The 21,071-nt window shown below is 35.6% G+C and carries 26 protein-coding genes; 3 read left to right on the top strand and 23 right to left on the bottom strand.

Annotated elements, in window-relative coordinates; translation table 11 throughout:
- Nucleotides 1-32 precede the first annotated feature (32 nt).
- A complete protein-coding gene (locus ACP3VS_RS10445) occupies nt 33-479 on the bottom strand; it encodes an Lrp/AsnC family transcriptional regulator (RefSeq protein ID WP_031416066.1) in 447 nt (148 codons plus the stop codon).
- 138 nt (nt 480-617) lie between these two features.
- On the opposite strand from ACP3VS_RS10445, the gene ACP3VS_RS10440 reads away from it, so the two are divergent.
- Nucleotides 618-1,202 (top strand): DJ-1/PfpI family protein, encoded by a 585-nt coding sequence (locus tag ACP3VS_RS10440; RefSeq protein ID WP_036161802.1) that lies wholly within the window; start codon nt 618-620, stop codon nt 1,200-1,202.
- Nucleotides 1,203-1,259: 57 nt separating this feature from the next.
- Here the strand turns inward: ACP3VS_RS10440 and ACP3VS_RS10435 are convergent, their stop codons facing one another.
- The 4 genes from ACP3VS_RS10435 to ACP3VS_RS10420 form a co-directional block, all read right to left on the bottom strand.
- Nucleotides 1,260-2,720, bottom strand: coding sequence for an S-layer homology domain-containing protein (locus ACP3VS_RS10435; protein WP_036163764.1), 1,461 nt, complete (start codon nt 2,718-2,720; stop codon nt 1,260-1,262).
- Nucleotides 2,721-3,000: 280 nt separating this feature from the next.
- The gene (gene acnA, locus ACP3VS_RS10430) at nt 3,001-5,706 is read right to left on the bottom strand and encodes an aconitate hydratase AcnA (RefSeq protein WP_426388632.1); all 2,706 of its coding nucleotides are present in this window, start codon (nt 5,704-5,706) and stop codon (nt 3,001-3,003) included.
- Between the two features lie 635 nt (nt 5,707-6,341).
- Nucleotides 6,342-6,692, bottom strand: coding sequence for an aconitate hydratase (locus ACP3VS_RS10425; protein ID WP_171364932.1), 351 nt, complete (start codon nt 6,690-6,692; stop codon nt 6,342-6,344).
- A gap of 157 nt (nt 6,693-6,849) precedes the next feature.
- Nucleotides 6,850-7,077, bottom strand: a complete 228-nt coding sequence (locus ACP3VS_RS10420) for a hypothetical protein (protein ID WP_198695953.1) — start codon at nt 7,075-7,077, stop codon at nt 6,850-6,852.
- Nucleotides 7,078-7,171: 94 nt separating this feature from the next.
- On the opposite strand from ACP3VS_RS10420, the gene ACP3VS_RS10415 reads away from it, so the two are divergent.
- Entirely contained in the window at nt 7,172-7,864 is a 693-nt protein-coding gene (locus ACP3VS_RS10415; protein ID WP_051800317.1) for a hypothetical protein, read from the top strand.
- Between the two features lie 229 nt (nt 7,865-8,093).
- On the opposite strand, the gene ACP3VS_RS10410 is transcribed toward ACP3VS_RS10415, so the two are convergent.
- From ACP3VS_RS10410 to ACP3VS_RS10360, 11 genes are all read right to left on the bottom strand, one after another.
- Nucleotides 8,094-8,810 carry a peptidoglycan recognition protein family protein gene (locus ACP3VS_RS10410; protein ID WP_329800115.1) on the bottom strand — a complete coding sequence of 239 codons (717 nt, stop codon included), beginning with the start codon at nt 8,808-8,810 and terminating at the stop codon, nt 8,094-8,096.
- Entirely contained in the window at nt 8,797-8,925 is a 129-nt protein-coding gene (locus ACP3VS_RS10405; RefSeq protein WP_416277645.1) for a phage holin family protein, read from the bottom strand. The genes ACP3VS_RS10410 and ACP3VS_RS10405 overlap by 14 nt, the downstream gene beginning before the upstream one ends.
- Complete coding sequence (locus tag ACP3VS_RS10400; RefSeq protein WP_416277673.1) at nt 8,910-9,017, bottom strand: hypothetical protein; 108 nt, start codon at nt 9,015-9,017, stop codon at nt 8,910-8,912. The genes ACP3VS_RS10405 and ACP3VS_RS10400 overlap by 16 nt, the downstream gene beginning before the upstream one ends.
- Before the next feature lie 35 nt (nt 9,018-9,052).
- Entirely contained in the window at nt 9,053-9,205 is a 153-nt protein-coding gene (locus ACP3VS_RS10395; RefSeq protein WP_155273095.1) for a hypothetical protein, read from the bottom strand.
- A gap of 136 nt (nt 9,206-9,341) precedes the next feature.
- Nucleotides 9,342-9,854 (bottom strand): hypothetical protein, encoded by a 513-nt coding sequence (locus tag ACP3VS_RS10390; protein WP_416277644.1) that lies wholly within the window; start codon nt 9,852-9,854, stop codon nt 9,342-9,344.
- Nucleotides 9,855-9,987: 133 nt separating this feature from the next.
- A complete protein-coding gene (locus tag ACP3VS_RS10385) occupies nt 9,988-10,119 on the bottom strand; it encodes a hypothetical protein (protein WP_269818801.1) in 132 nt (43 codons plus the stop codon).
- Nucleotides 10,119-10,769: a hypothetical protein gene (locus ACP3VS_RS10380; protein WP_416277643.1), complete on the bottom strand. Its 651-nt coding sequence runs from the start codon at nt 10,767-10,769 to the stop codon at nt 10,119-10,121. Before ACP3VS_RS10380 ends, ACP3VS_RS10385 begins: the two co-directional genes overlap by 1 nt.
- Nucleotides 10,770-10,816: 47 nt before the next feature.
- Nucleotides 10,817-11,311 carry a DUF2612 domain-containing protein gene (locus ACP3VS_RS10375; protein WP_426388628.1) on the bottom strand — a complete coding sequence of 165 codons (495 nt, stop codon included), beginning with the start codon at nt 11,309-11,311 and terminating at the stop codon, nt 10,817-10,819.
- Complete coding sequence (locus tag ACP3VS_RS10370) at nt 11,304-11,648, bottom strand: hypothetical protein (protein WP_198695936.1); 345 nt, start codon at nt 11,646-11,648, stop codon at nt 11,304-11,306. Before ACP3VS_RS10370 ends, ACP3VS_RS10375 begins: the two co-directional genes overlap by 8 nt.
- Nucleotides 11,630-11,863 (bottom strand): hypothetical protein, encoded by a 234-nt coding sequence (locus ACP3VS_RS10365; RefSeq protein ID WP_155273096.1) that lies wholly within the window; start codon nt 11,861-11,863, stop codon nt 11,630-11,632. Before ACP3VS_RS10365 ends, ACP3VS_RS10370 begins: the two co-directional genes overlap by 19 nt.
- Nucleotides 11,864-12,878: 1,015 nt before the next feature.
- Nucleotides 12,879-13,439, bottom strand: a complete 561-nt coding sequence (locus tag ACP3VS_RS10360; protein ID WP_012294663.1) for a hypothetical protein — start codon at nt 13,437-13,439, stop codon at nt 12,879-12,881.
- 327 nt (nt 13,440-13,766) lie between these two features.
- Between ACP3VS_RS10360 and ACP3VS_RS10355 the strand changes: the two genes are divergently transcribed.
- Nucleotides 13,767-14,156, top strand: a complete 390-nt coding sequence (locus ACP3VS_RS10355; RefSeq protein ID WP_012294664.1) for a hypothetical protein — start codon at nt 13,767-13,769, stop codon at nt 14,154-14,156.
- Between the two features lie 333 nt (nt 14,157-14,489).
- Here the strand turns inward: ACP3VS_RS10355 and ACP3VS_RS10350 are convergent, their stop codons facing one another.
- The 7 genes from ACP3VS_RS10350 to ACP3VS_RS10320 form a co-directional block, all read right to left on the bottom strand.
- On the bottom strand, nt 14,490-14,810 hold the full coding sequence (locus ACP3VS_RS10350) for a heme oxygenase (RefSeq protein WP_426388625.1): 321 nt from the start codon (nt 14,808-14,810) through the stop codon (nt 14,490-14,492).
- Between the two features lie 33 nt (nt 14,811-14,843).
- Nucleotides 14,844-15,557 (bottom strand): ABC transporter ATP-binding protein, encoded by a 714-nt coding sequence (locus ACP3VS_RS10345; protein WP_012294666.1) that lies wholly within the window; start codon nt 15,555-15,557, stop codon nt 14,844-14,846.
- Entirely contained in the window at nt 15,558-16,679 is a 1,122-nt protein-coding gene (locus tag ACP3VS_RS10340) for an ABC transporter permease (protein WP_197149555.1), read from the bottom strand.
- 156 nt (nt 16,680-16,835) lie between these two features.
- Nucleotides 16,836-17,354, bottom strand: coding sequence for a PadR family transcriptional regulator (locus ACP3VS_RS10335; protein WP_036161815.1), 519 nt, complete (start codon nt 17,352-17,354; stop codon nt 16,836-16,838).
- Nucleotides 17,355-18,093: 739 nt separating this feature from the next.
- Nucleotides 18,094-18,753 (bottom strand): hypothetical protein, encoded by a 660-nt coding sequence (locus tag ACP3VS_RS10330; protein ID WP_036216377.1) that lies wholly within the window; start codon nt 18,751-18,753, stop codon nt 18,094-18,096.
- A gap of 46 nt (nt 18,754-18,799) precedes the next feature.
- The gene (locus ACP3VS_RS10325) at nt 18,800-19,273 is read right to left on the bottom strand and encodes a GNAT family N-acetyltransferase (protein WP_012294669.1); all 474 of its coding nucleotides are present in this window, start codon (nt 19,271-19,273) and stop codon (nt 18,800-18,802) included.
- 188 nt (nt 19,274-19,461) lie between these two features.
- Nucleotides 19,462-20,937: a methyl-accepting chemotaxis protein gene (locus ACP3VS_RS10320; protein WP_099805903.1), complete on the bottom strand. Its 1,476-nt coding sequence runs from the start codon at nt 20,935-20,937 to the stop codon at nt 19,462-19,464.
- Nucleotides 20,938-21,071 lie beyond the last annotated feature (134 nt).

Genomic DNA, 21,071 nt, shown 5'->3' with positions numbered 1-21,071 from the left:
CTAAAGGGAAGCTTTGCAGAAGTCGCCTGAGCCTACATATTATCGTTAAGATCCGTAAAAGGTGTAATCACCATTTTTTCGTTTGCAGATAACACGATATTAGTAGAGGGTGTACCATAGGGCATGGTCGCATCAATAAATTGCTCTAATGTTTCTACAGAATAGGTTGCTAGTTTGACAATATAGCTAATCTCCCCTGCTACGCGATAACATTCGAGTACATCCGGGTGGCTATTACAAAAAGCAGATAGACTTTTACAATCGATGGATTTAAATAAAATAATCGCTTGAATCGTACGGTCCATTTTTTTGATGTTTACTTTAGTGTGATACCCTTCAATCACACCTTGTTCCTCGAGCTTTTTGACGCGTTCTATTACAGCGGGAGAAGATAAATGAACAGTAGCGGCTAATTCTTTCATCGAAATTTTAGCATTCTGCTGTAACTGCTGTAAAATGTGAATATCAATTTGATCCACCATTAATCACCTTTCTTAATTAACTTTTATTTATATAATTCCTGTTTTAATAAGGAGATTTATCTAAATTACATTATATAGCTTCTGTTAACGATTAGCTTCTTTAATTACAATAAAAGCATAAAGGAGGCAGAACAAATGAAAAAAATAATGTTACTTTTAGCAAATGGCTTCGAGGCTGTGGAAGCAAGTGTTTTTACAGATGTACTAGGTTGGAATAAATGGGAGGGTGATGGAACAACAGAGGTTGTCACGGTAGGATTACATACACAGCTTCAATGCACATGGAATTTTAAGGTCACTCCTGAAAAATTGCTGCATGAAATTGATTTAGCCGACTTTGATGCCTTGGCTATTCCAGGTGGCTTTGAGGAAGCGGGATTTTATGAGGATGCCTTTAGCGAGGAATTTCAAAGGGTTGTTCGACATTTTGACGATCAGCAAAAACCAATAGCAACGATATGTGTGGCTTCCTTAATATTAGGACATAGCGGTATTCTCCACAATCGTCAGGCGACAACCTACAATCATCCAACTAGTAAACGATTAGCGCAGCTAGCAAGCTTTGGGGCGACAGTTGTCAACGAGCGAATTGTACAAACAGACCATATTATTACTTCTTCCAATCCAGGAACAGGCTTTGATGTAGCCTTTTGTTTACTGGAAACACTGACATCTACCTCAAATACAGCAAGAGTAAAAGACTTAATGGGCTTTCGTTAATTGATAAAAAAGTAGGCTACACCATATATTTGGCGTAGCCTACTTTTTGATTCACGTTTATTTGCTTACTGGTGGTACTGTTTCAGTTGTGCTTAAATCGATTTCCTTCGCATTGTCTAACACATCTTTTGGAATGGTAATAGTCGTCACAGCATTGAAATCATGATATTTGATTGTCATTTGCTGTTTTGTTTTAATGGAATTGCCTTCTACTTTCATACCTAATGTCATATCCATAGCAATTTCTTCTACATCAAATGTTTTTTTATTAATCACCAATTTGTATGTGAGGCTATCAAAAGACATATTGCCTAATTGGCTATCTAAATCAGCATCCATACCTAAATCCATGGCACCAATTTGCTGCTTCACCAACTCTGTAAATTTATCACCAGCACCTTTCAAGGTTAATTCATAACGATTCGCTGTTTCCTTTAAAGTGAAATCCTCAGCAAAGGATTGAAGCATCTCTAATTGCTCCGCTGCATCTGGCTGCATGCCTGTTTGACTTAGAACGTCGTCAAATAATTGTTTCGGGAATTTTACCCAAGCCTTCTGGTCTGCCTCATACATATACATACCATCTTTAGCTGTCATATACATTTTAATGGGTAAATTAATCGCTTCACCACTAGTTGGATCTGTTAGTGACATGGTACCATCTGCAAAGAATTGCATCGGCTCTGTAACAATCTCCATCTTCATATTGCCTTTAGAATCCATTTTCATGGTTTCCTTACCATCGTTTGCTTCTACAGACTGTGAAATCGTCATAGAAGCCTTCATGCTTTTTACCTCTTTTTGCTTAGCTAAAGCCTTAGTAAACACTTCTTCTAGCAATGCTTGATCGTTTACTTCAGGCTTTTCTTCCGTTACCGGCTCCTTATCTTCCCCAGTTGAAGGCTGTTCTAAGCCTAAGGCGTTAACAATAAATGTTGCTAACTGACCACGCGTTACATTTTTATCCACCCCGAATTCTGTTGCCGTCACGCCCTTCGCAATTCCTGCTTCATGCAATGCCGTTACAGCATCTGCAAATGGACTAGTTTGAGGTACATCCGTAAATGGACTTTTTCCTTCTGCTGTTAAGCCTGTTGCCTGTGCCACCATAACCGCCATCTGTCCACGCGTAATCGTCTCATCAGGTCTGAAAGTATCATCCTCATAGCCATTTACAATACCTAAATTAACCAATGTAACAATCGCCTTATAGTATGGACTAGTTGAATCGACATCCTTGAAATTCGGATTTTCAACATCCGTTGTTGTAAGATCGAAAGCCCCTGCAATCATCTTCACTGCTTGTCCGCGTGTTACGTCCAATGTTGGCTTAAAGGTTCCATCAGGAAATCCATTAATTATATCTGCTGCATGTAATGTAGATATACTTTTAAAATGTGCATAATCTTCGCTCACATCTGAAAATGGACTAGCTGCCGATGCAGGTACAACTGCTACAGCCGTCAAGGCCACTGCCGTAGTTGCCGCCGTAAAAAACTTTTTATTTTTCTTTGTCATGATAAATCTTCCCCCATTTATGTAAAAATTTAAAGGCTTACCCTTTAATTTTATATAAACATTTGGGAAAATGCTATGTATTTGGAAATATTCGAGCTTCTTGATTTTTCCTCTTTGTCACATTAGGGCTTTATCCGTCACTTCTGCCTCGCTATCCGTCACTTTCTCGTTTTATCCATCACTTTGGCTGTTCTCTCATTTTCTCTCCATGACTTCATAAGGATTTCATGAGCAAACAAAAAAGCCGACCTCCTAAGAGATCGGCTTTCTAATGTGATGATTACTCAGCAGCTTTTGCGCGTAGAACCATTTGTAGGATACCACCATGACGGTAGTAGTCTACTTCTACTTCTGAGTCGAAACGAGCTAAAGCTTGGAAAGTTTTAACTGTGCCGTCTTCAGATTTAGCAGTTACTGTTAAGATTTCACGTGGTTTCACGTTATCAGTAATGTTTACAGAGATTTCTTCCTTACCAGTTAAGCCTAATGTTTCAGCAGATTCACCTGGCATGAATTGAAGTGGAAGAACACCCATCATTACTAAGTTAGAACGGTGGATACGCTCGTAAGATTGTGCGATAACAGTTTTCACGCCAAGTAGGAATGTACCTTTCGCAGCCCAGTCACGAGAAGAACCCATACCGTAGTCGTTACCAGCAAGTACGACTAAGCCAGTACCTTGCTCTTGGTATTTCATACACGCGTCATAGATGTACTCTACTTCACCTGTTGGCCAGTAAGTAGTGAAACCACCTTCTGTACCTGGAGCAACTTGGTTACGGATACGGATGTTTGCAAATGTACCACGCATCATTACTTCGTGGTTACCACGACGAGAACCATAAGAGTTGAAGTCACGGATAGCAACACCGTTTTCAATTAAATATTTACCTGCAGGTGTATCTTTACCGATTGCACCAGCTGGAGAAATATGGTCAGTTGTGATTGAGTCACCGAACTTCGCCATAATGCGTAAACCGTCTAAGCCTTTAATAGCTTCTGGTTCTTTCGCAAGACCTTGGAAGAATGGTGGGTTTTGAATGTAAGTTGATTTATCATCAAATGTGTATAGAGACTCAGTTGATGTTTCAATTGCATTCCATTTTTCGTTTGCTGTGAATACAGTTTCGTATTCTTTTTGGAATAGCTCACGGTTAACAACAGTACCTAATACTGCGTTTACTTCTTCAGTTGATGGCCAGATATCAGCGAAGAATACTTCATTACCATCTTTGTCTTTACCGAATGAATCTTTTTGTAGATCGATATCCACTGTACCAGCAAGTGCATAAGCAACAACAAGTGGTGGAGAAGCTAAGTAGTTAGCTTTTACAAGTGGGTGTACACGACCTTCGAAGTTACGGTTACCAGAAAGAACAGATGTTACGAATAAGTCTTTTGCTTTAATAGCATCTTCGATTTCTGGTAATAATGGACCTGAGTTACCGATACATGTTGTACAGCCGTAACCTACAGTGTTGAAGCCGATTTGGTCAAGGTATGTTTGTAAACCTGAATCTTCAAGGTAACCAGTTACAACTTTAGAACCTGGTGCTAAAGAAGTTTTTACCCATTTAGGTACTGTAAGACCTTTTTCTACAGCTTTTTTCGCAACTAAGCCAGCAGCAATTAATACATATGGATTAGATGTATTTGTACAAGAAGTGATCGCAGCAATTGCAACAGCACCTGTTGGAATTTCTACATCGCCTTCAGCAAATTTAGCTACAGAAGTTTTTGCGAATTCGTCTTCAGTTAAACCGAAACCTTGTGTACCTTGTGGTGCCACTACTGCTTCTTTGTAACGAGAACGCATTTGAGATAGTGGAATTAAGTCTTGTGGACGTTTAGGACCAGAAAGGTTTGGTTCGATATCAGCTAAGTTTACTTCTAACACGTCAGTGTAAACTGGCTCTAAAGATGGATCGAAGAACATGTGGTTTGCTTTTAAGTAAGCTTCAACAACCGCGATGTGCTCTTCGTCACGACCTGTTAAACGCATGTAGTTTAATGATTCTTCGTCAATTGGGAAGTAACCACATGTAGCACCATATTCAGGAGCCATGTTTGAGATTGTCGCACGGTCAGCTAGTGGTAATTTAGATACGCCAGGTCCGAAGAACTCAACGAATTTACCAACTACGCCACGTTGACGTAATACTTGTGTTACTTTTAATGCTAAGTCAGTAGCAGTAGTTCCGTTTGGAAGATCGCCCACTAATTTAACACCGATAACTTCTGGGATTGGGAAGTATGAAGGCTGACCAAGCATACCTGCTTCAGCTTCGATACCGCCTACGCCCCATCCAAGAACGCCGATACCGTTAATCATTGTTGTATGAGAGTCAGTACCTACTACTGAATCTGGGAATGTTTCGAATGTGCCATCAGCATTTTCGTTTACGTGTACAACTGGAGCTAAGTACTCTAAGTTTACTTGGTGAACGATACCTGTTGCTGGTGGTACAGCACGGAAGTTATTGTAAGCAGTTTGAGCCCATTTTAAGAAGTTATAACGCTCAGCATTACGTTCAAATTCTAGGTCCATATTTGCTTGTAATGCAGATGCATTACCATATTTGTCAACTTGTACTGAGTGGTCAATTACAAGGTCAACTGGAATAGCAGGGTTGATTTTGCTTGGGTCGCCGCCCATTTCCTTCATTGCTGAACGAAGAGATGCAAGGTCAACAACTACTGGTACACCAGTAAAGTCTTGTAATACAACGCGAGAAGGTTTGAATGGTACTTCTGCTTCTGGATCAGCACCATTGCCCCATTTTGCTAATTCGTTTACGTGCTCTTCTTTAATTACATATGCATCATATTGACGTAAAACAGATTCTAATAATACTTTAATTGAGTAAGGAAGGTTTGAAACTTTTGCAACGCCAGCTTTTTCAATCGCAGCTAAGTCATAGTAATTGTAAGTTTTACCATTCACTTCGAATGATGCACGGCTGTTGTGTAAATTACCTTGTGCCATTTGCGGATCCCCCTAAATATATCTTTTTGAAAAGGCTTTATAAAAGTGTAGCATCTTTTCTCCAATACCCATGATAACGTATTTATATTCATAAGTAAATTACATTAATATTATCTTTTTTGATAAGCATTACTTATGACCTTGGTTTCTACCCTGATGTTTTTAATTTTTTAATGTGCATAATATCAAGGTTTTGTTTTTATGAGGGATTCTATACCTATCTAACTAAGTGTATTTAAATGTATTTAACTGGGGTACTTTGTGGGGCACTTGCTGGGGTACTCGTAGTTTTTTTAAAAAAAGGTACCCCAGTTAGTAAAATGAAAATGTAAAAAAAGTGTGGTCAGTACTTTTTTATATAATATAGAAGAAAAAATTTAAAGTGCTTAAAGTTAAAATTATTTCTTTGCCACATCCTGTGGCATTTTTTTATGTACTGACTACATCCCACAATATCGATACAATTTTATTATTACAAATAACTAACAAGAGCGTAAATACATTTGGAGAAATTCTTTTTTAATTCAACACTTTTTATTTTTATTTCTCTATTACTTAGCATGATGTGTAGACTCTTCCGAGAATAATACCTATAAATTTTACCAGGTACTGATTTTCATTTTAAAGCGTGGTTTTTATTTTAATGACTGATTGATAATTTTTCTACTTGTTTTTTCTACTTGTGTTTTAAGAGCCATATTAGCATACCTGAGTACAACATCATTACCAGCTGTTGCAATTTGGACATCACTAAAATACTCGTCAATCTTCTCTATCCTTACTAACCTTATTTTGTCTTTTACCAATAATCTTTTTGAATGGTAATAATCTTGGGTTATGTCTTTTAGTAATTTTTCGAGGATGGGTAAATAAACTTTACTCATTTTCAAATTTTCAATTACAGAGAAATCACGTTGCAATGATTGAACTGCCATTTCTAGAATTAAAAATTTATGAAATAGTCTTCTTTGTTCAGGTTTCAGCATACAACTTCTCCCCCTCAATCGGAACATTTGTTTGTATTATTTTAGAACAAACGTTTCTGTTTTGACAAGCATTAATTTGTGGAAATAAAAAAAGCCTAGGACCAAATTAATTAGTACTAGGGCTTCTTTAACTTTATAAGGAACATACTTTGTTTTTTTATTTCTTAAGATAGCTATAAACTAGTGTAATTATTCCTAAAACAAAAAAAAGTGGAACAAATAAATTGTCGATAAACGAACTCATTTTAATATCCGGAACTTCTCCGGACATTTGGCCTGCAAAAAAACCTGCTTGAGCAATGCTGGTTGATAGCATTGTAAATCCTCTTTCTAAAGTATAAATCAATCCAGACATAACTAAAAGCACAACTCCAACTACTTTCATGACGAGCACTTCCAATCTTGCTTTATTTTGTAAATATGTTACAATTTATGCGTACCGGTACATAATTGTTAATTATACCAAAAAGGAGAATAAAATGAAGAAAAATACATTAAAACTTGTTTTTGCGGCTGCATTTACTTTTATTTTCGCGTTAAGTAATTTCAATGATGCATCAGCAAATACGTTAGTTAATTCATGTACATATGACTTATCTAGCTACAACTTAAAAGAATCTGACCTCGAGTCAAATAACGGAAGTAAAATATATGATGTTATTGATTTTGAAAAAGCAGCAGTTGATAACGACATCCCATTAGAATTAGATGGCAAGGAAATAATGGGTATATCTATTTATTTGCCAGAAAGCAATGAAGTAATAGAAGATGCCGATTCACTACCGAATTTTACAACTTTTGCAGGACCTCCATCTATTAAGGTTACAAATACTGGCCAAGTTTGTGGGGTAGAACTGCTACGATCATCTTACTTTCCTGCCGGAAATGCAAAAATGGAAATTAATCAAAAAGTTAGAGCACAGCTCAGTGCAAATGTTAAAGTCGATTTAAGTGTAATATCCGCAGCACTCGGCTTTGATGTAAGCAAGGAATATACGGTAAAAGAAACTTGGTCTGATAAAGTTCCAGCTGGACAAACATGGAACATTGTTGCTAACCCAACGTATTTATCAAAACAATATGATGTTTATAGAGATGGTAAAAAAACAGGTGATGGCACAGCATTAAAACCTATTGGTGTATGTTTTGGTGTTATTAAATATAAAGACTAATTTAATGTTAACTAATTAAAAAGATTATTTGCAAAGCTCTTTTAAATTCTTTACAAGAAGAATATGAAAGAGCTTTGCAGTCTTCATTTTCATTAACTACGGCTTTTTGAATCGTAGTAATTTACAACCCTATTAATCGGTCATTTGACATTGTTCAAATTGTATAAAGTTTGACTTAAAAATAATAGTCTTTTGAATATCCATTGTAATTAAGCCTTCTTATACTTACTTATTTACTACGCTGTGCAATGATAATCCTCAATCCTTCAAAATCACCACTTGTCATAGTGCCATTATCGAATTTCTCCAACCAAGATTTATCAATCACCTTTTTATCGATTGCTTGTTGAATATAATCACGTACTGCAGCTTTTGCAGTTGTGCTAGTGAATTTCATATTATCATCATCCTTTTCTGTTGGCTTTTCAATTTCATTTGGTTCCATAGCTTTCTTAATACGGTTCAAAAAACTATTCCAACGACCTTCACTTAATATCCGATGTGGGCAATACTTACCGTTCCAATCCTGATGCTTCTTCACTCGCTCAATGCCCCACCCAAACTGTTTTAATAGCTTTGCAATGAATTGAACAGTGTTTTCCTCTGCAACGCCATAACGTACACCACCACTTTTGCTGTAACATATTTCTACACCAATAGAAAGGCGATTACCTTTCTTTAAAGCGTTAGGGTCGGTACTCCCTCCGCCATCCCCACAATGCCATGCGTTACGGTTGAAAGGTATTGCTTGAATTACCTCTTTATCATCTATAGCAACGTGATAAGAAACTTGATTATTATTGTCAATCATGTACGAAATTTCGTTAGCTGCAGGTGCATCATTTGCTGTGTTGTGTACGGTAATGAACTGTGGTGCCGAGCCTTTAATGAATACTTGTTTGAAGGTAAAAGAGTTTGTTTGAATATGTAGCTCATTTAACCTCACCCTCTCCTGTTTTATCCTTCACGATTGCTAAAGTATTTTTAATGAAGTCAGGCATCGGCAAGCCCATTTTAGTACCATTCTCAGTGATTGAAATAAATTCTATACTAGTACACAAAATGCAATGGCAGCCCCATCCCCTGCATACTCAATGCCAGGTATCACAACGGATAATAAGTAAACAGAACCAACTAACATTAAATAATAAATTTTTCGAATGATACCGTTAAAGCCTATACGACTGTTTAAATTTTGATTAACGATACGCCCATAATTCCTGTAAGGTAATCAATAGCCATAAAGCCAATCAAAACAGTAACAGCCATTCCTAGACCATCCACTGAATATGAAACGATTGTGCCTATTGCTCCACTTACTGCAGCAATCCATTTTTTCATCTGAACACTTCCCTTGTCCCAATATAAAAGCACCCTCAATTTGAGAGTGCTTTATATTTATATAGAAATTTTTAATATTAAAATTTAACTACAATCTATTTAGAGAAAAACTAGTATTTATAATTAAATATTAAAATTAATTTCTAACTCTTCTTCTCTTACCATGTATTTTCTTTTTTTTATTTTTTTGGTGTCCTGTATTATTTAGTTTTATTAATTCTACTTCTCTTTCCAAATTGCCTATATGTTGATAAATTTTTATCTTTTCAAATCTTTCCTTAGTTTTACTATCATTATATTCTTGCCACGAAACCAAATGATATTCACCTTTCGGAACTCGTAACATTGTAACCAAATTAGATAAAGCTTCTAATACGGAAAGTAGAATTAACAGGCTTTGTCCGATTGTAAGTTCTTTGGGAATACCAAAATTCATTAATATTTCTTCCCCAACTACTGTAACATTTAAAAAATAAGTTAAAGTAGCTAATATCGCATAGAAAATTAGCTTAAACATTGACAAATATCTTTCAATTATATTTAGTTTAGTTTTCATAAACAAACTCATAATAGCAGACAGAAATAAAAAAATAACAATCATCTTTATGATATTTGTTAATAATTGAACATCTAGTTTTATAATTTCCATTTTTCTCAATCTCCTCCGTTTCTCATAATATCTTAATAAGAAAGAGAAGAAATTACTTCAATAAATTTTTATCATTAAATTAACAAAGCATTATTAATTAGTTTAAAATTGATATAATAAAAATAACGCTAGCTTATGCTGCGTTTATCTGATCCGACACAACTTCTTTTAGATTGCTGATATTTGGCACTTGTTCTACTTGATACGTACCTTTTTTAACTAACCCACCCCATACAATAACCAATCCACTAAGAGCATTAAACATTATGCACCGCCCCCAACTAATAGAGATAATTCTGCAACAGCTTGTGTCAAAGCATCTATCTGTTCTTGTTCAGCACTTTTAGGCATGTCCATTAATATAGGTTTATCTGCTAAGATATTACTAGCAGTTAAATTAGAATCCCCTTCGACATAACCAGTGCCATCATGTAACCCTTTAAGAATAGTCTGTTTAGTCGTTGAAGGTTTAATGATTTGTTTCCCTATTTCCACCTCGCTTTCACCCTGTAAGATAAAAGCCCCTGCACGATAACGCACTGTATATACTCCACTTGCTTTTAAATTGCTTACTGCAACACCATTTAAGTTTTTGATTGGTATTGCACCCAAGCCATTAATATTTAATGTTACGGCTGCTGTACTGTTGGAGGTAGCAGGGAATGAAACAGCCAAGCCATTTTTATAACTTGTAATGCCAGGAACAGTAGCAGTTAATGCGTTGGCTATGCCGCCTACTGTTTCTATCCATTTGGTATGCAAGGCAACATCATCAACATGTGAAGAAATCTTATTTTCTAGCGCATGCACGCTTTGTTCTAATTCTTCAATATTGCCTCCATTTTGTTGTAAATCTAGTATGCATTTATAAGCTCTGTTAAGTAACCAGTTCATATGTTGTGCTGAAGGTTTCATACCTGGTTGCCAACCACTATCTTTTAAAGACTGTGGAGGTTCAACACCTACTGCATTCCACTCTGGTAATTTCCTGTCCGTTGGACAATTCGAACGAAATTCGCAGGGTCTAACCCTGCCTCGTTCAATTTTGTTAGTGGTAACTCTATTACTTTAATAGCCGCTGGTTCTGGTTCTTCTGAATCATTCCACTTCTCTTTAATTTTTATCATTTTAGGGTCAACAGATAACGCGATAGCTAGGACCTGAATTATCATATCAATTGTTCCATCACTTAGATTTCGGGCAATTTTCGACTTTAATAAGATTCGATATACTTCATCAGTTGCAATTCCCCGAGGCTGATTGACGTTTTGTCCAATTAAATCAAGGCCATCACCTTCTGCGTCGTCTATATTCCTCCACTGCCTAATACGGTCATTAGTAGCTTTGACTTCTTTTGCTTCAGCAGCGAATATACTCATTAGTTTGGATATATTCGAATCTGGCGTTTTATCAAAGTAATCTGATAAACGTTTGACAATTGATTGAGTACTAAACATTGAGTATCACCTCTATGTCGTTAAAATGCGTTTGAGCCACTTCTTGAAAGGCGATAATTATATTTGAATCATTGTAAATTACTCCGCCTTTAGATACTTCTATCATTACATCGTCGATTCCATCAACACTGTATGCTTTGGCTATTAATCGAAATATAACCACATCTTCTCCCATGTTTAAGCCAGCATAAGTATTGTTGTCATAATCAGTACCACCGATATATTTGACAAGAGCAGTTTTTAGTAGCTCTACTCCATTAGATGTAAACGAGGTATTAGTTTTAGCATTTACTTTAATAAATACATTCATCAAGCACATCAATAAATGTAGTTCCAAATGGTTGAATGCCACCTGCCATTTTTTTCATGTATCGCTTTAGCGATTTCTTCATCATTCCCACCTAAAACAAATGCCTGAATGGCCATAGGAGGCGTACCATATGGATCTACTTCATCTTTAAAATTTTCAATAACTTTTGCTGCTCGAATGCTTGAAATTTTTAATAAATTTGTTCTTATTGCTGCTGTGGTAGCTGATCCAATACCATCCACAGTTATATCAGCTCTTTTCGCGAGCTTCGGCATCTGTTTCTTTTTCGCGGCCACCACTAGTTTTTAATGGATTCATTACACTAGTTACATCAGCATCAGGATATCTCCCGCAAACATGGGGTTCCATCAGATTTATATGGATTTACAACGTTAAGAAATATACACAATTTTATGCAAAGTGAAGAACAAACCAAACAAGTAAAAATACTGTTACATCAATTTTTACGTTACCTGTATAAAAAGGTGCAAGTGCTTCCTATTCGCCGTTTGCCACTACTTTCTATGTTGAAATATTCAGTATTTATATTATGCACTACATGAATAAATCTACATTTTCAAACATTACCCAATTATGTTATCCTTTATAAGTTAATGACCCAAATATTAGGAGTATATATGCAATGAAAACACAGTATTCTATAATTAAACATATCATATTTATTTTAGCTGCCCTCTTAATTTCAAGTGGAATGGGAAGATTAACAGGTTCCCTCGATTACAATTCACTTATTCCAAATAAATATGTTGCGATACTATTCTTTTTTATAGGACTTTCTGTTATGTCCTTTTCGTACCTTAGAAAACCCCGAAAGGAAAAATAATCAACGTTTCCCTTTGCCTGTCCAATTAGGCAGAAGGACCTTGTGGGATACAATGGTTCAATCATTATTTTCTCTTAAGCAAGACATCTATAACATCATATGTCCTCTGAAACTTCTGCATGTATCATTTCATCAGCCTCAACAACCTTCTGCAGCTCAACCAACTTAGAGCATATTTTAGAATTTCTTTTAGAATAGTTTTTTAGCCATACTGATTTTCTAAGGGATTGTCCAAAAAACTTATGTTTTAGTAAGGATAAAACATCCAATATAAACGGTCGGCATGTCTTTGATTAATCTTTTCATTAAATTCTGGCTATAAAAGAGAAAAAATGCCAAAAGTCATCGAGAATGGACGTCTCAACGACTTTTGGCAACAGCGTTCCTATATACCTATGTGGGTTTTCTTTTTATTACTTCTTCTTATTTACATCATCTGGATAAACAATGGTATTAAATACTTCTCCGCTAGATGCATCTTTATAAATTACTGTGACTTTATAATCTTCAACGTCTGCACCATTAAATAATTGATAGTACATACCTGTTAAAGCAAGTCCAACTGAGGCCATTGTATCAAGACTACCGTCGAACTCTTTCTTGTTTACAGAAAGTGTGAATTCTGAAAAGGATTTATTATAAGTAATATCTTTAACAGATTTGTAATCTTGACTAGCTTTAATTTCATCTACACTTGCTAAAATACCTTCTTTTAAGCCTTTCATCATTTCTTCGTGCTCAGGTTTAGACATTTTATACGTTAAAGAACCATCATCATTCTTAATGACTTCCTTAATTCCACTATTTTTCGCCTTTGAAATAACAGAATCAATATCCTGTCCCTCGAAAAATAAAGCTGGAATGGTTACTTCTACTTCCCCACCCTTATTGCTCTCTTTTTCTTGATCCTGACTACACGCAACCATCAGAACACTTACTAATAAAAGTAATGGTAACATCCATTTTCTTGCCATTAAATCTCCTCCTCCTACACAAATATACAGAATGTGAAGGGATTTCACTATAACAATTTTTAAAAAATATTTATTAATATAGTAAATACTTTTTATCAATTGCTAGTAAGTGTATATGGAAGTGGATAAATCATTCTACTTTTCGTTCTATAGGATTATATTGTCACGATTGAAAATAACAATGTATATGGTTCAACGTATGCTTCTGTAGTAAAAGCAACTCTTAGTAATATTTCTATTTATAATTCTTCACTCTACCTTCCTTATAGTCCAAAGAATCTTATTCCATACGAATAACCTATTTATAGGAATGGAGGTGAAAATAAAATGGCATCATTTGAAATTGGAGCAAGAAGTCTTTTCAACTTTCGGAACGAGCGCTTTTTTCTAATAGTTGAAGATGAAATTACAGTTCCAGATAAAGGTGTGGAGATTGACCCAGTAAATATCTATGAGATTGACCGACAAACTTTCAGATTTATTAGAGAAGAAGGAGATACACCTGTAGTTGTACCCGTTTTAAAGCTTCCACCTGTACCACCTGGGTTTGACTTAGAACGAAAATGTATTTTTTCGGTGGATAATTCCTACTTCGTCATCTATGATTTAGAAAATGGCACTGATAACCATGTTCTATTAAGAATCAGTGCAGCCCTATTTAACTCGTTAAGAAATTCTGGTGTTCGTGAATGTATTCCTCAAAATTTCATTCATTAAGCAAAAGGAATCAGTTAATGATTACAAGTCCAAGTTAAAACTGATGCTTTTTAAATAGAAAAACTTAGTAAATGTCACACATCAAATGTATATACATTAAAAGGATAGAAGAGCTTAAATAAAATTCGCTCTATCTATCCTCTTTTTACTACAAATGACCCTATTTATTACAACAATAAAATGAATCTAATGTTTTCTTACTCCACAATCGGTCGTTGGAGTAAATATTGTATAGCATTATGCAATTTAAACATTACTATTAGTAAATGAATTTATTTAAAGCTCTTTCTAGATTTATTACTTTTTATTTTACTAGTGCGCAAATAAAAGTAATTATGCAATTGGCCCTAAAGCCGAAGCAACCTCTGAAAAAATAATTTCACTTCCCAAAATTGGAGATTCCTGTTCCGTGTTATTTGACCCTGCATGGGTTTCTTTAAAAGCAGCGCTATTTTTCCATTGAGTAAAGTCTTCAATCGTGTTCCAATACATATTTACATTCAGTTCATCAAATCCGGTTAGATTTTTAGCAATTAAAACCTCCACTTTTATAAAACCTTCTGTTTTTTGTAAGGGACCTGACCTAGTGAACATGGGCGCCATTTTTGCAGCAAAACCTAATTTCGTTTTAATTCTGTTTGTTACAATGATCATTGATTAGTCCTCCTAAATTTTCTATAAACATTTCTATCCTTTAGTAGAGGTAATTTTCAAGTTTTTAAAAGATTCATCATGTTTAAGTTTGCCATCTTCCATTCGATACACTTTATCGCAGTATTCAAGCATTCGTTCGTCATGGGTAACCATAATTGCTGCTTTGTTTCTTGTTTTTGCTTGTATAGCTATGAGTTGAACCACTTCATGAGCTCTTTTTGAATCCAGACTAGCTGTTGGCTCATCTGCTAGAATAATAGACGGGCTGTTTATAAATGCGCGGGCAATTGCCGTACGTTGGCGTTCTCCTCCAGATAACTGTTCTGGCAACTTATTCAGTTTTTCTGTTAAACCCAGACTTTGCAATAACTCCTTTGCATATTCCTTATCCTGTTTTAAAAGTTTCCCTGACATTCTTTTTACTACAAGTAATTGTTCAAGAACAGTTAAATAAGGCACAAGATTGCTAGTTTGTAGGATAAATCCTATTTCATCCAGCCGCAATTGAGCTAAGTTCTTTTGGTTTAACTGATTAAGGCTTTTGCCGTTAAGAATAACTTCACCTTCAGATGATTGGAGTAAGGCGCCTGCAATGGCAAGAAAGGTACTTTTACCCGAACCTGATGGACCAATAACAGCTATAAACTCACCTTGTTCCACAGTTAGGGATATATTATCAAGGGCAAGAACTTGATTTTCCCCCTGTTGATACAGTTTGGAGACATTTTTTAATTGTATACCTGACATTTATTCCATCCTCCCAATCGCTTGAAGTGGGTCTATTTTTGTAATTTTCCGAACTGAAACTAATGAACTTAAAATAGAAATGACAAGTAAGAACAGGGCATAAAGGACAACTAATTTAAGGTCAAGTGAAAATGGCATTTCATCAGGAAGAATAAGGGCTGTCCCATAGGTTAACAAGATTCCTGCTGCAATACTAATGAATGATAATAGAAATACTTGGGATACAATAGCTTTCCCGAGGAAACGATTGCTGGCGCCGATGGCCTTCAATATGCCAAACTGATTTGATTTTTGCAAGGTAAGTACGTAGAAGAATACCCCCAGTACAAATGCCGAAATGGCCAAAAGGAAAGCAAGCATCATCATAATTGTGCCATTCTCTTCTTTATAACCGGGCATTCCCTGTATGGCTTTGGCCTTAGTTACTGTTTCAGTATTTTTGAAGACCTGATTTAGTTTCTCGGAGTCAATTTCCTCCCCTTGCAGCATAATTGCGTTTACAGGTTTTTCAATCCCTTTATCAGAACCAGGTGCTGCAAATTGAATGGAGCGCCATTTATCTAAGGTAGTAAAAATTGCAGGTAAATGATTGTATGTTTCATTTTTTACAAACCCGACAATTTTCAACTCTTCTAATGATCCTTCTATTTTCAACGTATCACCAATTTTAAATCCCTTTTTCTTTAAAGTATCATTCGCGATTACTTCCAAAGACTGATTTGCATCGAGGGGCTTTCCTTCTTCTACAGTAGGTTCCAGAAAACTACCTGGATTGATTCCTAGAATGGCAATATCTACTTTTTCATTTTTATTCGAACTCGAATTATTTGTTACTGTTCCCATAGTGGCACCCATTGCTGATACCGCTGAAACATGAGGTTGGCTTTCTAGTTTCCCTGTCAATGTTTCACTTAATAACGATCGGCTCATAGAGGCTCTTGATCCCTCTTCAAAGGTTACATAATCGGTATCCATATTTTTAAAGGTTGCTGCACTAAGAGTAGACAGGCCGTTACCTAATCCTGATAGTATGAATACTAGCCAAGCAATTAGAATAGTTATAACGCCAATCATCAGAAAGCGTAATTTACCATACTTTAATTCTTTCATAGCAAGAAACAATGTACGACACTCCTTTATCATTAATATATAGTCACGTTTGACTAATTGAATTCTAATAGTTTCTTTTTGATTAGTCAAGCGTGACTATATAATTTTATTTTTGTCTCAAATAAAAAAAGGAACCCTCTTTGGTTCCTTTTTTTGTGGATATACTATTTAATCCGAATGATTAAAATTTTGAATAGTTTTTTCAAGAAAGACTATTTCTGCTTCTAGCATAATAATTTTATGTTCGACCGCTAGATTAACACCGGTACGTATCCCATGTGCCGGCGTTTCCTTAAATACATCTATGCGTTTTTTGTTTTTCTTTAATCGTTCTTGCAAGGCCGGGATTGCTTGATCCATAGGAAGGAAATCAATAAACATTAACCCAATATCTCCTTGATAATTAACACTTTCTGCAGAGGATAGATTATCCAATAATAATTGATAAAAATACGTTCGGCCGCTTTCATTTATAGAGTACACTTTTCGGGTAGGTCTATTTCCTTCTTGCACTAATTGAATATCTATATAACCCTTTTGATTTAGTCTATCCAGAGTAGCATAAGCGGTTGGCTTTTTCATATCTGTAACTGTACTTAAGTTTCTTTCGATAAATTCATTAATTTGATATCCATGTTGACTTTGTCCCATTAATAACCCAAGCAGAATTAGTGAGCGATGTTCCACAGAAATCCTCCTTTCTTTCAGCATTCTTTATATATTCTCTCTTAAATTCTATCTGTAGTCAATTGAGTGTTAATTTCGTGCTTGATCCGTTAATGGTGCTATAAAGAAAGGGAACTTTTATTATCTAGAAAAATAACATCTATATTTGGTGCCATTCGTAGATAGCAAACTATAAAAAATGAGATGTTAAAATGAATTTGTTACTTTGGATATCAGCTGGTTTAATCGTAGCTGGACTTTTTGTCCTTATGTCAATGAAAAAAAGCATAGAGGAAAGAAGGAAAAGAGACATCCACTAAATCCGTTGTTTGGTGGATAATAGGGGCCGAGGTGTGGGATTAATTAGTATGTTATTAACTTGTGGTGTTTTTCTGTTTATGTAAAAATGGATGCATTGTAGATAGGTCGAGAATAAATAATTCATTTTGGTGACAGTCCCTAATTAAGACAACGAGCGCGATTGTTTAATAAACGTCGCTGTTCTTCTTCAATTAGCGAGGTGCTTTCGTAGAGGATGAGATAGTAAACGTTGTCTCCTTTTACTACTTAAATGCTATTTTGATATACTTGCTAGTGCGTGAAAAAATATGTATACTATCAACCGCTGATTTTCTACAAATGCAGCTCCTAAATCTTTAGGATGCTTTTTACACCTGTTACGATGGCAATGGTATATCCCTTTTCTTGCTACAAAGGCTAGGCATTTGAATATGAGCGCTCGAAGCACACATCTCCTTATTCATCTATGGTACGCAAACATTTTATTTTGTATTTCAATATAGAATTGCTGTATATCAAATTGATGCTGCTTTATAACATCCTCGGCTACTTGTCGAACTTCCTTTTGAATTACATCATCCTTCTCTTCTGTTAAATTGATGATGATGTGGACATGTTCTGATGTCATCGTGTGGTCGATACTGAAGACACCAACATGTTGTGCAGTCATCGTTTCAAATAAATGAGCCATAACATCATTATAGCTAAGCCTGGTCGAGTCAGTGGCTACAGGATCATAAAGATTTTTAATTGTTATTTGAAACGATATCGGGTTTAAATCATTTTTTTGAATACAATCAAGTATCGTTTCCTCTATTTTTTGTTTGGACAGCTGATTGATTGTTTCAGGTATAGACACAAGGAGCTCCATTTTCCCATTTGGCAGGACAGCATAGTCTAATTGAAAGCTATAAGATTCTTTTTGCAGGGCTATGACAATATCACTAATAAGAAATTGATAATGTTGCATATAACCTAATAGTTCATCGTTGCTAGGTTGCGATAGAGACGCATTTGATTTCTCAGCATTTTGAATAGGCGTATGGGAAAAAAAGAAAAAGACGACACTAACAATGATGGAAATAAGAAACCATAAGGTAAATAGTTTTTGGATAAACATCTATAGCCCCCTTATTGGGGACTATATGCAAGGTCATTCAAGGAAATTACGATAGAATTTTATAAAATAACACACGGTCTTGATTTTCGCCGCTATAATCACTATGGATAGACATATTATCCATCACCTTGTCACCTTTCTCCATTCTAAATCCCAAATTTTTGTGAAAGGCAATGGATACTTCATTTATAGGGGATGTAACACACTTAACGATATTACGGTGATACTGTTTCACCACATGAAAGAATACATCATATAACCTTTTTGCAATATTCTGTTTTCTATAATCAGGGTGAACCCCTACAAAATGAATGAACGCTTCATTTGTGTTGGATTGTGATAAAAAACCGACAAGAAAACCAATGATCTCGCCATCCTTTTCCATGATGAGGCTTGTGTTCGTAAAGTGATCGAAAAATAATTTAGGCAGTTTATCTGACATATTCCTTCCGCCCCACCACTCATTAATTACTGGCAATAAAGTATAATAATCTGCACTCTGTAAGCTACGAATGTTCATGGTATCCTTCCTCCCTTTCAACTTCACCTTTTAACTGGACATCGTTATGTAGGTCAAGCTACCGATGCATATGACTTTAATTTGTCCTTTGGATATCTCAGATGACTAACAACACTATACCCTCCATCTAAGATGTTTAATCATACTGTTATTTTAACCTACCAGTTATTTCAATTTCAATCTTTCCTTCAAACCTTTGCCATAACCAATGATTTTAATGTATCGCTTAAAGTCTGAATACGATTTGTCGTATCCGTCATCTTCACTAAGAGCTTATTTTCGTCCTCCACTGAATGCACTATATCACCTGTTGATGATGCATTTTGCTCTGTCATTTTATTCAGCTTTTCAATTTGAGATTGGATTGCCTCAAATTGTAAGATGGCACTGCTTAATTCGTGCATCCCCCTTGTCAAGTCTGTATTCGTTTGCGTAAATGATTCCTTTAAACTATTAAAGAAATAACTGACATCCTGTAAAAGCTGTTCCCCGTGCTGTAATGCTTTTTCACCATCATCAGAACGTTGATGAGCCTCCGTCGCTTTCTCAAACAACGTTTTCGTCACATTCGTAATACTGACCGTAATGGCAGCACTTTCCTCCGCTAGCTTTCGTACCTCTTCCGCTACAATAGCAAATCCCTTACCATGTTCCCCCGCCCTAGCAGCTTCAATGGCTGCATTTAGTGCCAATAAATTTGTCTGCTGCGCAATATGTGTGATCCCCTGTAGCAAGCTATCCACCGTTTGCAAACTGAATTGAAGCTCGTTGACGGTTTCTCCGGTTGAGCTCATGGCATGACTCATCACGCTCATTTGAGCCATCGCGTCCTGCATTTTAGCCCATCCTGCCAAAACCTCTTGCTGAAGTTCAGTAGATTTCTCCACTGTGTCCTTTGAAATTGTCAACGTTTCATTTACAAAATGAACAGAATCACTCATAGTGACATGAATCATTTGCAAACTAGAAGCCTCTTGCTGAATACTGGCAGAAATATCCTCAGTGGCTAATAATATTTGTTTACTAGAGCCAGAAATACTTTGCATGGTTTGCTGGAATTGCGTCACATGTTCGTCCAAAGCCTGACTGCTTTTCTCGATTTCCTGAAATGTATTTTGTAATTGATTGAAAGAAGCTTGGACTTCATTTTGCTGAATTTCAGCATGTTTAATAAGCTCATTCCCCCATTTAGCAAGTAAATAAAAAGCAATAATGACACCGTTCATAATCGCTAGAAGCGTGATGAAAACAATGGTGTCATCAAAGGGCCCTAATAAAGATGAAGAATTGACCAAATATAAAATGATAAAGCTAATGTTAGTTAGCAACCCAAAAAACACAATTAATTCCTTTTTAAAATAAAGCGCGATAATGGCAATGGTGCACAGCAAAATATAATGTTTATTCAATGAAAAACTATCTAGCAAAAATAATGTAAACACTATACTTGATGGAATAAGACCAAAGATAAACCCTTTTACATAAGCTTTTATCGGCAAAAAATAATTGCATATAGCTAAGGCGATAACGGCTAGTCCGACAAATAAAAATAGTATTCCTTTTGATATAATCATAGGTCCACAAATTAGAATGGCTAAAATCGATATTATTGCCAAATTAACTCGGTGCACTTTCCTTGTATCATAACGAATTTTGTTCTCCATAATGATCCCCCTAAAAAATGAATGGACATTCAGTTTGATTTTCTATTATTATATAGTATAACTACTACTTTTTGTAGCTAAAAATTTACTTTTAGAGCATATACTTCACATTATTGAAATTAAAGGGGGAATTC

The organism is Lysinibacillus sp. VIII_CA, from assembly GCF_049943995.1.
Taxonomy (GTDB): domain Bacteria; phylum Bacillota; class Bacilli; order Bacillales_A; family Planococcaceae; genus Lysinibacillus; species Lysinibacillus pinottii.
This window is presented reverse-complemented; position numbering and strand designations above follow the sequence as displayed.